Raw genomic sequence first — 14,053 nt, 5'->3', positions numbered from 1 at the left:
TTCCAATTTGCGTTCATCCCCGACTCTGGCGCAGCTTTGTCATCGAAACTTCACATGATGCGAATCGAACTTGATGAAATCCGCAAAAAACATACTTCAGCCTGAACACCAGGCCCTGAAAACAGCCGTTCTTGTGCTGGACGATTGCAACACGCTCAGCTTCGCTGCGGCGGTCGATCCGATGCGAGCCGCCAATCGGCTGGCTGACCGTCCGGCCTTTGATTGGGACTATGTAACCGCGACGGACACGCCTGCGCATCTGACCAGTGGCCTGGCCGTACCCGGCATCCCGCTTGCGCGGCTAGAAGGCTGTGATCTGCTCATCGTGATTGCAGGCTTCCAACTGGCCCGCCATGCCAAACCCAACCTGCTGGCAGGTCTGCGCCGCATTGCGGCCAGCGGGGCGACGATTGCAGGCATCGACGGTGGCCCCTGGTTGATGGCCGAGGCCGGGTTGCTGGATGGCCATGCCGCCACCACTCATTGGGAAGACCTGGACAACTTCGCCAACCGCTTCCCCGAGATCGAAGTGCTGCGTGACCGCTTCACCCTGTCCGAAAACCGCCTGACCTCTGGCGGGGCCATGCCCGCCATCGAAATGATGCTACACATTATCGCTGCCCGCCACGGGTCCGGTTTTGCCTCACGCGTCTCGGGACTGTTCCTTTACGACGGTGCGCCCGCGCCAACAAAACCGCAAAGTCGCACCGGTCTGCCTCATCGCCACAACGCGCTGACCGCCAAGGCCAACGCATTGATGGAGGCCGCGCTGGAAGAGCCGATGCCGCTCTCGGACATCGCCAACACCCTTGGCACCAGCTCACGGACCCTGCAACAGCAGTTCCGCCTGCGCCTGAACACGACACCCCAGGACCATTATCTGCACCTGAGATTGGCCGAAGCCCGTCGCCTGGTCACCGACACCGAAATCCCACTGATGGATGTCGCCATGGCCACTGGTTTCACGTCGCAATCCAGTTTTGCCCGTGCCTTTCGAACGGCCCATGGGTTAACGGCCCGTGACTTGCGACAAGATCACGGTCAACCCACACACCACTAACGTTCATCTTTTCGAAAATACTCCGGGGGGAGTCCGCAGGACGGGGGCAGCGCCCCCCTCCCGTTCTCGCCTCAATACGGCATCGGGTACGCTCGATGCGCCGCGTTAACTTCGTCTAAAACGTCTTGCGACAGTTCAACGTCGACCGAGCCCAACACGTGTTCCAGCTGCTCCATCCGCGTCGCCCCAAAGATGGCCGAAGCCATGAAAGGCCTTGTCCGGCACCAGGCCAGCGCCATGTGCACCGGGTCCAGCTCATGCTTTACGGCGATCTGCAGATAGACCGCAACCACATCATAGACGCGCTTGGAGTGCCGCCCCCCCAATTCGGGGCTGATCGACTTGCGTGACCCATCAGGCATAGCGCCGCCTTGATACTTGCCCGTAAGCAAGCCAGTCCCCAGCGGTGAAAAGGCAAGCAACCCGACGTCTTCGTTCACGCTCAATTCAGCCAGATCGGTGTCATACATCCGGCACAGCAACGAGTATTCGTTCTGGATTGACGCCACGCGCGGACCATACCCGGCCTCGGCCAGTCGCAACCACTGCGCCGTGCCCCATGCGCTTTCATTTGACAGGCCAAAGGCGCGGATGTTGCCCTTGTCGACCTGCACCTGCAGGGCCTCCAGACACTCTTGCATATTGGCCAGCGTCTTCTCTCGGTTCTGTCCCGACGGATCAAAGGTCCAGTTCTGCCGGAACATATAACTGCCGCGATTGGGCCAGTGGAACTGATAGAGGTCGATGTAATCCGTTTGCAGCCGCTTCAGCGAGCCCTCGATGGCTCCCGGAATGGTCGCCGCCGAAATCGGCGCGCCGTCACGGGCATGGGCAAACCCCGCACCGGAATGTTTGGTGGCCAGAATGTAATCGCCCCGTTGACTTGCGTGGGCGCCATTCCAATTGCCAATGATCTCTTCGGTCCGCCCGACCGTCTCGGCCGAGATCGGGTTCACCGGATACATCTCGGCCGCATCGACAAAATTGATGCCGGACGCCAACGCCAGATCCATCTGCGCATGGGCCTCGGCCTCGCCGGTCTGGGTGCCAAAGGTCATCGTGCCCAGGCACAGTTCGGACACCTGCATGCCAGTCCGGCCCAACGGGTTCATCTTCATGGAAAATCCTCTCACTGCTTGGGCTGAACCCTAGCTGGCACACAGGCAGAGGCAACCCCTTGCCGCCCGGCCCGTTTTCGGACAGCCTGCGCGCAGACAAAGGGGAAAGAGCCATGCCGCAGACCATCACCAAAGGGATCAATACGCTTCTGGCCGAGGCAAATGAACATGTCAAAACCATGCCGGTGGCCGAGGCCAAGACGCTCTATGACAATGACGATTACGTGTTCATCGACTTGCGCGATTTCCGCGAGTTACAGCGCGCAGGCATGATCCCCGGCGCTTTCTCATGCCCCCGCGGGATGCTGGAATTCTGGATCGACCCCGACAGCCCCTACCACAAGGACGTCTTCAACCAGGACAAAACCTACGTCTTCTACTGCGCCAGCGCCTGGCGCTCCGCGCTCAGCGCCAAAGTCGCGCAAGAGATGGGCCTGTCCCCGGTGCTGCATCTAGAGGGTGGGTTCAGCGAATGGCTGAAACAGGACGGGCCAGTGCAGGAGCGTTCATGACATCAAGACCGACACTTCACTATCAGCGATTTGGGTCAGGTCATGACGACAACTGACGTAGCCAATCAGACTGAGGCGCCCCCAGAGAGATCAGATGAGAGCTGCTAAGAAAACATCCCCATGGCTTTGCGCTATTTTGTTCAGCTTTCTCGTCACTGAGAGTGCTGCGCAGGAGGACATCCGAATACCTGTTTGTAAAGACGGCCAGCTGTACAACCTTCCTCAATATGGCCAGTTAAACTCCAGGGGTAAACGTATTAAGCTTGATACGGGCGAAGGAGCTGAACAGACTCCCTATACATGGAAAGTTGGTCAGCCGCCGCTAAATCTAAGAAAATTTACCTATAATAGCTTTGGAGGCTCTCGTAGTTCTCGTACACCGCCTGTGATGGAGCTCCTTCTCGGGCGTAAATCAATGTTTGCAGTGTCTCAACTGGCAATAGGCAGTCGCTTGGACGCCCTCGACCCCTACCTACCTCCTGGCGAACGGGCAACTCAGTCCACTATGACGACGCACAACAACGGTATTCAAACAGATTACGAAATCGACATAAGGCTTTTTGAGAACATCGTTTTCGTCAGATGTAGCCAGGGCTTGCCGTTATACAGTAGTGACCCCCAATCCTACAGTTGCAGATTACGTGGTCGTCTACCCGACGGCACTGCCGTTTCTGTTTCATTTGATACGGGTAAAGATCTGGAGGGCCACTGGCCGTCCGTGAGCAAGCTCAATGAGCTCTGGCCCGCCGCGTTGGATGAGCTTGAAGAAGGTATTCAAGGGCTACTGTCGTCATATGACGAAGAAAAAACATGCAACTAATCAGTGAAAAGATTTACGTCTTTGAAGCTCGCAAAACCGGGCAGTTTACCTAAGATTGTTTCCTAGGAACACAAAGCAGTCATGAGGAGAGCCGCTCTTACGCCTTTCCCCAACTCCCTTGATTGAGAACAAAAAGAGAACATGCTACCCTCCCCACATGTCGACTCATCTGCTCAAACGCCACACCAACCGTCGCACGGGACCGGCCCTGCCCCTGCACCCCGAGGTCTCCTTGCAACTCGCCCGCGTGCACGAGGTCTGTGGTCCCGCGCGGCGCAACTTTGCGCTGTGGTTGGCAAGCCAAACCCAAGGCCCCGTCCTGTGGATCGCCCCTTCGTGGGAGGCGGATCGCCTGAACCCCGACGGGATGCTGGATTTTGCCGATCCCGCACGGTTCATCTTTGTGCACCCGCGCCGGACCGAGGATCTGCTGTGGTGCATGGAGGAAAGCTTGCGTGCCGGTGCCGTGCCGCTGGTGATTGGTGATCTGCCCGCAGCCCCTGCGCTGACGCCGGTGCGGCGGATGCATCTGGCGGCGGAAACCGGTGGCACCCTGGGCAAGGCACCGCTGGGGCTGCTGCTGACCCCCGGCGATGGCGGCGCGCAGGGGATTGAGAGCCGCTGGCACATGGCCCCGGCTCATGCAGGCACACGGCGTCGCTGGCAGCTGGAGCGTCGTCGTGCCCGCGCCCTACCCCCGGTAACCTGGATCGCGACGCAAACCCGTCCCCGCGCGCAGCTGGAATTAGAGCGCAAAACCGGGACATCCGCGCTCACAGCCCCCTGACAATGCGGTGAAACCGCAGGAATTCGCACAAAAGAAACACATCTCATGGCAGGCTACCCCTGAAACGGATGCCACACATGACGAGTTCACAAATGATGCGATCCCCAACACCCACCCGCCGCACTGTCCTGCGCGGCCTTGCCAGCCTGCCCTTGCTTGGTATGCCCTACGCCAATGCTGCCCTGGCAAAGCCAACCCGATACACGCTGGACACTCAGACCTCTTCGGTCGGGTTCTTCTTTACGCTGTCGGGCACCTCCCAGCGCGGCACGATGCCGGTCAAGCGTGCCGACATCCTGATCGACCCGCAGAACCTGACCGACAGCACCGTTGACGTGCTAGTCGACGTAAGTCGCGCACGCACTGGTCTGTTCTTTGCCACCCAGGCCATGACCGGGGCCGAAGTTCTGGATGCAGCCCGCTACCCTGCCATCCGCTTCGTTTCGACCCGGATCCAGCTGGGGGCCAACGGGCGCATTTCCGAAGGTGCACGGATCACCGGCGATATCACGATCCGAGGCGTCACCCGCTCCCTCACCCTCGATGCTTCGCTCTATCGCCCTCCAGGCAGCCGGGCGGATGACCTCACCACACTCAACATCCGTTTGCGTGGCGACATCAGCCGCAGCGCCTTTGGCGCCTCCGGTTACAGCGATCTGGTCACCGACACCGTCACACTGGACATCCAGGCCAAAGTGAACCAGGCTGGCTGACTGCCTCGCTGCGGCCACCGCCCCCACACGGCCTGCGTTCAGCGGGACCGCGCCGAGCCGCAGGCGAGGCGCCCGGCCCAACTGAGCAAGGGCCCGTCGGGGCAAGCAGCGAGGGCGGGAGGGGCCCGAGAAAGGAGAAAGACAAAAAATACGCTAAAATCGACGCGCAAACGTCGAATAAGCACGTGCATTCCCGATTGAACGGGATCAGGGTGCAAAATTATGCGCCTGATCATCTCATTTACCGCCCTGTTTCTCTCCGTCATCCTGCTACAGCTCTCGACGGGCGGCGTGGGTCCACTGGACGCCATCTCGGGGCTGACACTGGACTTTTCCAAGGAACAGATCGGTCTTCTGGGCTCTGCACACTTCGTGGGCTTCTTCGTGGGATGCTGGTGGGCACCGCGCCTGATGGGCAGTGTCGGCCATTCTCGGGCCTTTGCCGTGTGTACTGCTCTAGGCGCTATGGGGTTGATCGGCCACACACTGACCGAAAACCCATATATATGGGCTGTCCTCAGAATCGCGTCTGGAACATGCGTCGCTGGGTGTTACACTGTGATCGAAGCTTGGCTGAACTCCAAAGTCACCAACGAAAATCGCGGCCGCGCCACCGGCACCTATCGCATCGTCGACATGAGCGCCTCGCTTGGGGCGCAGCTGATCATCGCCATTTTACCACCCGCTTCTTACGTCTCTTACAATCTGCTCGCCATTCTCTGCTGCGCTGCGCTGTTGCCCTTGACGCTGACAAAGGCCAGCCAACCGGAAACACCAAGAGCGCCGCGCCTGCGCCCCAAGCTGGCCTGGAGGTGCTCTCCGCTGGCAGTTGCCGGTGTGATCGTGGCTGCTCTCAGTTCGGCTTCGTTCCGAATGGTTGGTCCCGTCTACGGCCAAGAGGTCGGACTGGAGATTGACCAGATCGCCTTTTTCCTGGCTTCGTTTGTTCTGGGCGGCGCGCTGGCGCAATACCCGATGGGCTGGCTTGCGGATAAGTTTGACCGACGCTGGATACTGATCTGGCTGTCAGCCATGGCCGTTATCAGCTGCGGCATCACCATGGCGGCCAGTGGTTCAGGCACTTTGGGCGTAATGTTGGCGGCCGGGTTCTTTGGCTTCACCACATTCCCGATCTTCTCGGTTTCAGCCGCGCACGCCAATGACTTTGCCACGTCGGAACAACGGGTCGAGCTTTCGGCGGCGCTGATGTTCTTCTTTGCCCTCGGCGCGATTGCCTCGCCCTATGTGTCGTCGTCACTGATCGACGCCTATGGCCCCGGCGCACTCTTTGCGTTTGTCGCCTCAGGCCACATTGCATTGATCCTCTTTGGCCTGACCCGGATGCGCGCCCGCCCCACCCCCGAGGAACGCACAAACTATGTCTATGCGCCGCGCACCTCCTTCACCATCGGACGATTGTTGCGCCGCCAACGTGAAGGCCGCTAGGAACCGAGCAAACCATCCCGCAACCTGAACAACAGGCATTGCCAATCCTGCAACTCGGGCTGCGTCATGCCTGTCTGCTTGATCATGCATCCGGTGATAGTCCGGCGCTGTGCTTTGGCCGGCGCGTTGACCATTTGCCGATCCGTGTCCCATAGCAAGGTCAGCGTAAGATACTGCGGATAGGTCAACCCAAGTCGTTTTAGATATGGAGCATAAGCCCGGCTAACTGCATGAGACGCGGTGTAGAAACCATAACAAATCGTCTCATCTGCCCGGGTGGGACCGTTTGTGTTCAATGGTAGGTCACAAAGTGCTTCGTGATATAAGTCGCATATAAGTCGCGCGCGACACAAATGAAGGAGATCAACATGTCTTGGCTACCCACATTGCAAACCGCCACCCCAGAAGAGGGGTATGAGTTGGCCATCAAGCTGTCCCGAATGGCTGTCAAAAAGACGCAACCCGATGACGCGGCTCGCACCCGGATGCGCCCGGAGTATGCCAACGCGGCAGACAGTCTGATTGCATCATCGCATGTGGTGGCCGTGAACTTCCAAACCGTCGCCCGAGCGAACGATTTTTGGTGTACTGACTAAGGCGCGCACCAAAAAGGGCCGGAACATGTCCGGCCCTCTCCAATCTTTTTTGCGCTCAATGCGCCATGTGATCAGGCTCCTGCAGCTCGCCATCTGCCTCGTCCGAAGGCTCGGTGACCCCCAGCACGCCGTTGGTCACACCGCTCACCCCGTTTTCCATCGACATACCCAGCTCTTCGCCCAACCTCTTGAGCGCAGGCATTTGCACTGCCATTCCCATGATGGAATCCAGCGCCTGATTGACCACCGGCTTTTCGCCGCCTGAACCACCGGTGGCCATTGGGGCGCCAATGCCGCCTACCTGGTGGATCTTGATCGAGTCGATCTTTTCCGCCGGTTTGACCATCTCGGCCACGATCCCCGGCATTGCTTCGACCCGTGCCATGTCGATCTTCATGCCGATCAGCTCGGCAGACAGCACATTCTCGGCCTCGACAATTGCGCGCTTACCTTCCGCTTCGGCCAGCATGTCGTTCTTCTTGGCCTCGGCCCGGATGTTGAGCGCATCCGCCTCGGCCTGCGCCTCTTCACGGCGTGCCTCGGCACGGTCAACTGCGGCTTCTTTCTCTGCCTGCGCAGCAAGGCGAATACCCGTTGCCTGACGTTCCGCTTCCCGAGTGGCTTCGATCAGAACAATCTGCTTCTGGCGCTCGGCCTCGGCCACTTCGCGGGCGGTAACCACGGCTTCGGTCGCCTTGGTCGCTTCGGCCCGCGCAAGATCAGCCGATGCACGCGCGCGGCTTTCCTCTTCGGATTTTTGCGCGATGATGATCTGACGTTCTTGTTCTGCCACTTCCAGCTCACGCTCCTTGGAGATTTCAGCATCCCGTATGTTGCGCTCACGCTCGATTTCAGCAGCGCGAATGGCCTCTTCCCGCGCGATCCGGGCGCGTTCGGTTTCGCGTACCGAATCTTCAGTTCGTGCGGCAACTTCGGCCTCTTGCGCGACCTTCATGGTCTCGACTTCCTGCGTCTGCTGAATGCGTGCCTGCGCTTCGTCTTGTTCGATCAGCAGTTTTTGACGTTCAGCCTCCATTGCGGCCCGGCGCACGGCGACCTCGGACTCCGCGTCAATCTGGGCACGCTCCATTTTCGAGGTCGCGATGACCTCGGCCAGCTTGCGCATACCCACAGCGTTAAAGGCGTTGTTTTCGTCAAGCGCCGCAAAAGGCGTCTGATCCAACGCGGTCAACGAGACCGATTCCAGAGACAGGCCGTTCTTGAGCAGATCCTCGGACACGGCATTTTGCACCTCTTGCACAAAGTCGGCCCGGTTTTCGTGCAGGCCGTCCATGGTCATCTGGGCCGCCACGGCGCGCAGACCGTCGATCAGCTTGCCTTCGATCATCTCGCGCAGCTGCTCGACGTCAAAGGTGCGTGCGCCCAAGGTCTGCGCCGCCCGTGCGATCCCCTCTTCCGAGGCCATGACCGAGACGTAAAATTCAACGCCGACGTCCACACGCATCCGGTCTTGGGTGATCAACGCAGCCTCGCCGCTCCGTTGCACTTCAAGGCGCAGGGTCTTCATGTTCACAGGGCTGACTTCGTGCAGCAACGGCACGACGATCGTACCCCCGTCCATGATCACACGTTTGCCGCCTGCCCCGGTTTTCACCAGGCTGATCTCGCGGGTAGATCGGCGGTACAATCGGCCCAGAACAAGCCCGATCAACAGCAAGACAACAATAACTGAGGCGACAACAACCGCCAGGAACTGAAATTCCATGTAAAATCCTCCAGTTTGGAATTTTTTGATAGTGTTCGACCCGTTGGGGTCAGGCCCGTTACGTCACTCGGACAGGCCGATCAGAACAAATGCACCGCTTCGGCGATTGCGCAGCACCAGCACTTCGGTGCCTTGCGCCAGTGTTTCGCCGTCCTGCAGGGGTTCGGCCCGCAGATAGTGGGTGTTCCCGTAGCGGTCCGCGACCCGCACTTCGGCCGGACGGCCCCGTGCGGCGGTGCCTTGGGTGATGATCCCACGGCGACGTGCCAACATGCGCTCAGACACGGCCTCGGTTTCGGTTTTGGGCAACAGGCGGGCAAACACCGCGCCAAAGCCACGTGCAAACCACAGACCAAAGGCCCCAGCAGGGATAGCGGCCCAGATCGCGGGCAGGTCTGCCCCGATCAGGTTGCGCAGGGCAATCTGTAGACCCATGCCACTCAGGCCAAAGCTCATGAGCAGAACCGCCAGCCAGATCATGAAAGGCATGCGCCCTAAACCAAGCCAACTCGCCGGGCCCGGAGAGCCGATGTCGGGCGTGACATCCGGCTCCACGTCTGCAATTTCAAAGGCATCCGCATCCACGTCGATGTCCAAGTCCAGATCGCCAAGTTCCGGGGCAACATCGACATCTATGTCGAGTTCCCCGTCACCAGCCATCAAACTTCCACCCATGAGCAACGCCACCAATTCCAGCCCCAGCAAACCGACAAGCAATGCCAGCGCCAAGGTGAACGGAGCAAAAGCCGCATCAAGTAGAAAATCGAACATCAAAACCTCTTCAGTATACATTTGTATGCAATCAAGATGGGAAGCCCACCACAACTTTTCAAGACATCGCTCTCACATAAAACAACCAAGGGTAATGCGACGATGACGTCGAATCGAATTTTTTACGCAGTTTCACGATGGTTTCAAACAGAGACAGAGGCATGAACGTCAGCCGCAACTAACGGTGCCCTTTTGCTGGCCCTCGACATGGGTTAGACGGACCTCACACATCAGACGGATACGGATATGGCACGGATTCTCATCACCTCGGCGATTCCCTACATCAACGGGATCAAGCACCTCGGCAATTTGATCGGCTCGCAGCTGCCTGCGGACCTGTATGCGCGCTACAACCGCGGCCGTGGCAACGAGGTCATGTTCCTGTGCGCCACCGACGAGCACGGCACCCCGGCAGAGCTGGCCGCCGCCAAAGCGGGTAAGCCCGTGGCGGACTTCTGCGCCGAGATGCACGGCGTGCAGTCGGACATCGCCAAACGGTTTGGTCTGAGCTTTGACCACTTTGGCCGCTCGTCCAGCCCGCAGAACCACACGCTGACGCAACATTTCGCGGGCAAACTGGCAGACGCCGGGCTGATCCGCGAAGTAAGCGAAAAGCAGGTCTATTCCAACGCAGACGGACGTTTTCTGCCGGATCGCTACATTGAAGGCACCTGTCCCAACTGTGGCTATGAAAAAGCGCGCGGCGATCAGTGCGAGAATTGCACCAAACAGCTGGACCCTACCGATCTGATTGATCCGCGCTCGGCCGTAAGCGGCTCGACCGATCTGGAAGTGCGCGAGACGAAGCATCTGTATCTGTGCCAGAGTCAGATGAAGGATCAACTGGACGCCTGGGTAGACAGCAAAGCCGATTGGCCGGTGCTGACCACGTCCATTGCCAAGAAATGGCTGCACGATGGCGACGGTCTGCGGGATCGCGGCATCACCCGCGATCTGGACTGGGGCATTCCGGTCAAAAAGGGCGACGTCGATTGGCCCGGCATGGAAGGCAAAGTGTTCTATGTCTGGTTCGACGCCCCGATCGAATACATCGCCTGTGCAGGCGAATGGGCCGAGGCCAATGGCAAGACCGACGCCGATTGGGAACGCTGGTGGCGCACCGACAAGGGCGCCGAAGATGTGAAATACGTTCAGTTCATGGGCAAGGACAACGTTCCTTTCCACACGCTGTCGTTTCCGGCGACCATTCTGGGGTCAGGCGAGCCGTGGAAGATGGTCGACCATCTGAAATCGTTCAACTACCTGAACTATGACGGCGGCCAGTTCTCGACCAGCCAAGGGCGTGGCGTCTTCATGGATCAGGCGCTGGACATTCTGCCCGCTGACTATTGGCGCTGGTGGCTGCTGAGCCATGCGCCGGAAAACAGCGACAGCGAATTCACCTGGGAGAACTTCCAAACATCTGTGAACAAGGATCTGGCGGATGTATTGGGCAACTTTGTCAGCCGCATCACCAAATTCTGCCGCTCGAAATTCTCCGAGGCTGTGCCAGAGGGTGAATACGGCGAGGCGGAACAGGCGCTGATTGCAGATCTAACCAAACGCGTGCGCGCCTATGAGCAGCACATGGAGGCGATGGAAGTTCGCAAATCAGCGCAAGAGCTGCGCGCGATTTGGGTTGCGGGCAACGAATACTTGCAGAACACAGCGCCCTGGACCGCGTTCAAGACCGACCCTGCCAAGGCCGCAGGTCAAGTGCGCATGGGTCTGAACCTGATCCGGTTCTACGCGGTGCTGAGCGCGCCGTTCATCCCCGAAGCATCCGCCAAGATGCTGAGCGCGATGAACACGCTGGATACCAGCTGGCCCGATGATGTCGAAGCGGCGTTGAGCGCCCTGCCCGCCGGCCATGAATTCACCGTGCCAGAGGTGCTTTTTGCCAAGATCACCGACGAACAGCGCGAAGAGTGGCAAGAGCGGTTCTCGGGCAACCGGGACTGATCATCCTATCACCAAGGCAGAAAAAACGCCCGCTGCCCAACGGGCAGCGGGCGTTTTCGTGTCGGCGTAGTTTTTAGTCGACGATTGGTTGCGACAGCACAAAGCTCTGCTGTTTCTGCTCAGCTGTGGTACCACCCGCGGCATCGCGCACGCTGTGGCCGATTTCGGAACAGACCTGGAAATCACCACTAGCACAGGCCGGTTTTTGCGATTGAAGCTCCTCGGGCAGGCTGCGTGACGGGTCGCCACAAGCGGCCAGTACCAGCGGTGCAAATGCAACAATAATCAGTTTCTTCATTAGACATTCCCCCAATTACTTTGGCGCCATTTTGCGCCAAATTTTTGAAAACGCCAAAGATTCCTTGCTCCCCCCAATCTGCAAGTTTCAATTCGCCGCCACATTGTCCCTAAATTGGTGACAATACAGGCCGAAAAAAAGAACTGTTCACGACAGCCCTATATCAAAGGCTTTGGCCAATCGGCTCGCGATCAATTGCGGATCGTCATCAGACATGATGAAGGGCGGCGCAAGCAACACGTGATCTCCTGAACGCCCATCTCGAGTGCCCGGCATCGGGTAGCAGATCAGCCCTTCGGCCACGGCCGCTTTCTTGATCTTACCGGCAAGTCCACGGCGCGCATCAAAGGGCGTTTTGGTGTCCCGATTTTCGACCAGCTCAACGCCCCAAAACAGGCCCCTCCCACGGATGTCCCCCACGTGGGTATGTTGGCCAAGTGTGTTGGTAAGAGCATATTCCATCAATCCGCCCAATTCCTGCACACGCGGCATCATTGCGGGGTCCAACAGTTGCTTGACCACCGCTAGGCCGGCAGCTGTGGCCGTGGGATGCCCGATGTAAGTGTGTCCGTGTTGAAAAAACCCGGAACCCGTTGCAATCGCGTCATAAATCGCGCTTGAACATAACATCGCGCCCACCGGTTGATAGCCCGCGCCCAGCCCTTTGGCGATGGTGATGATATCGGGGCGCACGTTCTCGCCATCACACGCAAACAGGTGACCAGTCCGCCCCATGCCGCACATTACCTCGTCCAGGAGCAACAACACGCTATATTGGTCACATATCTCGCGGATGCGTGCATAATAGCCTTCAACAGCAGGCACGGCCCCAAGGGTAGCGCCAACCACTGGTTCGGCCACAAAAGCCATGACGGTTTCAGGGCCCAGACGCAGGATCTCCTCTTCCAGCTCGTTGGCCACGCGCTGGCCATACTCGGCCTGGCTTTCGTCCGCGCGACGTTCAGCGTACTCATAGCACGGCGCGATGTGACTGACCCCGATCAGCAGTGGGTCGAACTGTTGACGCCGCCAGGCGTTGCCCCCGGCAGCCAGTGCGCCCAAGGTGTTGCCATGATAGCTTTGCCGCCGGGCAATCAGGTTGCGGCGTTCTGGTTGACCAATCTCCAGGAAATATTGACGCGCCAGTTTAATCGCGGCTTCAACCGCCTCGGACCCGCCCGATACGAAATAGACCCGGTCGATTCCATCGGGCGCGTTGGCTATCAGCAGATCGGCCAATTGCTCGGCTGGATCAGAGGTAAAGAACCCTGTGTGCGCAAAGGCCAGCGTGTCGATCTGTGCCTTGATCGCCCTGCGCACAGCTTCGTTTGAATGTCCCAGACAGGACACCGCCGCGCCCCCGGACGCGTCGAAGTATCGTTTGCCGTCACTGTCGATCAGATAGCAGCCGTCACCTGCCACGGCTGTGGGCAGAGTTGCTTGGCAGTGACGTGGAAAGACATGACTCATGCGGCGTTCCTTTCAAAACGGGCTTTTAGCGACGATACAGCATCGGCGTTGCTGCGCCAAAACGTGCCATTCGGGGACGTGAGATTGTTTTCGAAACCAACCCTCAGGATGTAAGCCCCCTTGTTGGCGGCGGCGAACAGACAAGCCTCCTCGTCAGGGCCAAAGGCACAAACGGCAAAACGCAGTCCATCAAGCAAAGGCATTAGCTGCACGAGATCGTTGGGCTTGCCCGCGCGTGCCGGGCTGTATGAGCCTAGCACACAGATGACCTCATCCTGATCTGCTCGAACAATCCCACGTTGGCGCCAATCCTGCAAAAGGGTCAGATCTGATGCGTCATAGGCGATGTGCTGCACCCGGGTGCCCTGATCCGCGCACAAAGCATAGAGCCGCTCGATAAGGTCGGGCGCGCGGTTGATCTCGCGGACCGAGATGCTGGCCCAACCGGGTTGAACGTCCTTGAGACATTGAAGTTGCTCTTGCGGGGCATAAATCCCCGCAGCTTCGGTGGTGATTTGCAACTCAAGCCCTGGAATCTCGGCTTTCAGCGCCGCCAGAGCCTCGCGATAACGCCCCGCGTCCAATGAGTGGCGCCCGTCATCGTCACGCACATGCATGTGCAGCGCACCAGCCCCTGCTAGGTGGCAAGCCCGCGCTGCGGCAATGGTGTCGTTCAGGTCAATAGGCAGGCATGGGTGATCCATTTTCCCACGGCGTGCGCCGTTGGGAGCGACCATGATCAAGGGGGCGTTCATGACGTAAAATCCTCGTCCT

Annotated in this window: 15 protein-coding genes; 8 read left to right on the top strand and 7 right to left on the bottom strand. The window is 59.0% G+C overall.

Features of this window, described 5'->3' with window-relative positions:
* The first annotated feature begins 73 nt into the window (after positions 1 to 73).
* Positions 74 to 1,060, top strand: a complete 987-nt coding sequence (locus G6R15_RS15845) for a GlxA family transcriptional regulator (protein ID WP_164660957.1) — start codon at positions 74 to 76, stop codon at positions 1,058 to 1,060.
* A gap of 71 nt (positions 1,061 to 1,131) precedes the next feature.
* Here the strand turns inward: G6R15_RS15845 and G6R15_RS15840 are convergent, their stop codons facing one another.
* The gene (locus G6R15_RS15840; RefSeq protein ID WP_164660956.1) at positions 1,132 to 2,178 is read right to left on the bottom strand and encodes an aldo/keto reductase; all 1,047 of its coding nucleotides are present in this window, start codon (positions 2,176 to 2,178) and stop codon (positions 1,132 to 1,134) included.
* A 113-nt stretch (positions 2,179 to 2,291) separates the two neighbouring features.
* Between G6R15_RS15840 and G6R15_RS15835 the strand changes: the two genes are divergently transcribed.
* From G6R15_RS15835 to G6R15_RS15815, 5 genes are all read left to right on the top strand, one after another.
* Positions 2,292 to 2,690 carry a rhodanese-like domain-containing protein gene (locus G6R15_RS15835; protein WP_164660955.1) on the top strand — a complete coding sequence of 133 codons (399 nt, stop codon included), beginning with the start codon at positions 2,292 to 2,294 and terminating at the stop codon, positions 2,688 to 2,690.
* Between the two features lie 94 nt (positions 2,691 to 2,784).
* The gene (locus G6R15_RS15830) at positions 2,785 to 3,510 is read left to right on the top strand and encodes a hypothetical protein (RefSeq protein WP_164660954.1); all 726 of its coding nucleotides are present in this window, start codon (positions 2,785 to 2,787) and stop codon (positions 3,508 to 3,510) included.
* A gap of 157 nt (positions 3,511 to 3,667) precedes the next feature.
* Positions 3,668 to 4,297 (top strand): ImuA family protein, encoded by a 630-nt coding sequence (locus tag G6R15_RS15825; RefSeq protein ID WP_164660953.1) that lies wholly within the window; start codon positions 3,668 to 3,670, stop codon positions 4,295 to 4,297.
* 77 nt (positions 4,298 to 4,374) lie between these two features.
* Positions 4,375 to 5,010, top strand: a complete 636-nt coding sequence (locus G6R15_RS15820) for a YceI family protein (protein WP_240336784.1) — start codon at positions 4,375 to 4,377, stop codon at positions 5,008 to 5,010.
* Between the two features lie 222 nt (positions 5,011 to 5,232).
* Complete coding sequence (locus tag G6R15_RS15815) at positions 5,233 to 6,456, top strand: MFS transporter (RefSeq protein ID WP_164660952.1); 1,224 nt, start codon at positions 5,233 to 5,235, stop codon at positions 6,454 to 6,456.
* Here the strand turns inward: G6R15_RS15815 and G6R15_RS15810 are convergent.
* Positions 6,453 to 6,752, bottom strand: a complete 300-nt coding sequence (locus tag G6R15_RS15810; RefSeq protein WP_164660951.1) for a hypothetical protein — start codon at positions 6,750 to 6,752, stop codon at positions 6,453 to 6,455. The genes G6R15_RS15815 and G6R15_RS15810 overlap by 4 nt on opposite strands.
* Before the next feature lie 72 nt (positions 6,753 to 6,824).
* Here G6R15_RS15810 and G6R15_RS15805 point away from each other — a divergent pair, with 72 nt between their 5' ends.
* On the top strand, positions 6,825 to 7,052 hold the full coding sequence (locus tag G6R15_RS15805; protein WP_240336783.1) for a hexameric tyrosine-coordinated heme protein: 228 nt from the start codon (positions 6,825 to 6,827) through the stop codon (positions 7,050 to 7,052).
* A 55-nt stretch (positions 7,053 to 7,107) separates the two neighbouring features.
* Here G6R15_RS15805 and G6R15_RS15800 read toward each other — a convergent pair whose 3' ends face one another.
* Both G6R15_RS15800 and G6R15_RS15795 read right to left on the bottom strand, forming a co-directional pair.
* Positions 7,108 to 8,778 (bottom strand): flotillin domain-containing protein, encoded by a 1,671-nt coding sequence (locus G6R15_RS15800; protein WP_164660950.1) that lies wholly within the window; start codon positions 8,776 to 8,778, stop codon positions 7,108 to 7,110.
* 63 nt (positions 8,779 to 8,841) lie between these two features.
* On the bottom strand, positions 8,842 to 9,549 hold the full coding sequence (locus G6R15_RS15795; protein ID WP_164660949.1) for an OB-fold-containig protein: 708 nt from the start codon (positions 9,547 to 9,549) through the stop codon (positions 8,842 to 8,844).
* Between the two features lie 246 nt (positions 9,550 to 9,795).
* Between G6R15_RS15795 and metG the strand changes: the two genes are divergently transcribed.
* Entirely contained in the window at positions 9,796 to 11,511 is a 1,716-nt protein-coding gene (gene metG, locus G6R15_RS15790; protein WP_164660948.1) for a methionine--tRNA ligase, read from the top strand.
* 73 nt (positions 11,512 to 11,584) lie between these two features.
* On the opposite strand, the gene G6R15_RS15785 is transcribed toward metG, so the two are convergent.
* The 3 genes from G6R15_RS15785 to G6R15_RS15775 all read right to left on the bottom strand — a co-directional run bounded on the left by G6R15_RS15785 (position 11,585) and on the right by G6R15_RS15775 (position 14,034).
* The gene (locus G6R15_RS15785; RefSeq protein WP_164660947.1) at positions 11,585 to 11,809 is read right to left on the bottom strand and encodes a hypothetical protein; all 225 of its coding nucleotides are present in this window, start codon (positions 11,807 to 11,809) and stop codon (positions 11,585 to 11,587) included.
* A gap of 147 nt (positions 11,810 to 11,956) precedes the next feature.
* Entirely contained in the window at positions 11,957 to 13,279 is a 1,323-nt protein-coding gene (locus G6R15_RS15780; RefSeq protein ID WP_164660946.1) for an aspartate aminotransferase family protein, read from the bottom strand.
* Positions 13,276 to 14,034 (bottom strand): 3-keto-5-aminohexanoate cleavage protein, encoded by a 759-nt coding sequence (locus G6R15_RS15775; RefSeq protein ID WP_164660945.1) that lies wholly within the window; start codon positions 14,032 to 14,034, stop codon positions 13,276 to 13,278. The genes G6R15_RS15780 and G6R15_RS15775 overlap by 4 nt, the downstream gene beginning before the upstream one ends.
* Positions 14,035 to 14,053 lie beyond the last annotated feature (19 nt).

The sequence above is a fragment of the Tropicibacter sp. Alg240-R139 genome (genome assembly GCF_900537075.1).
Classification (GTDB): Bacteria; Pseudomonadota; Alphaproteobacteria; order Rhodobacterales; family Rhodobacteraceae; genus Falsiruegeria.
This window is presented reverse-complemented; position numbering and strand designations above follow the sequence as displayed.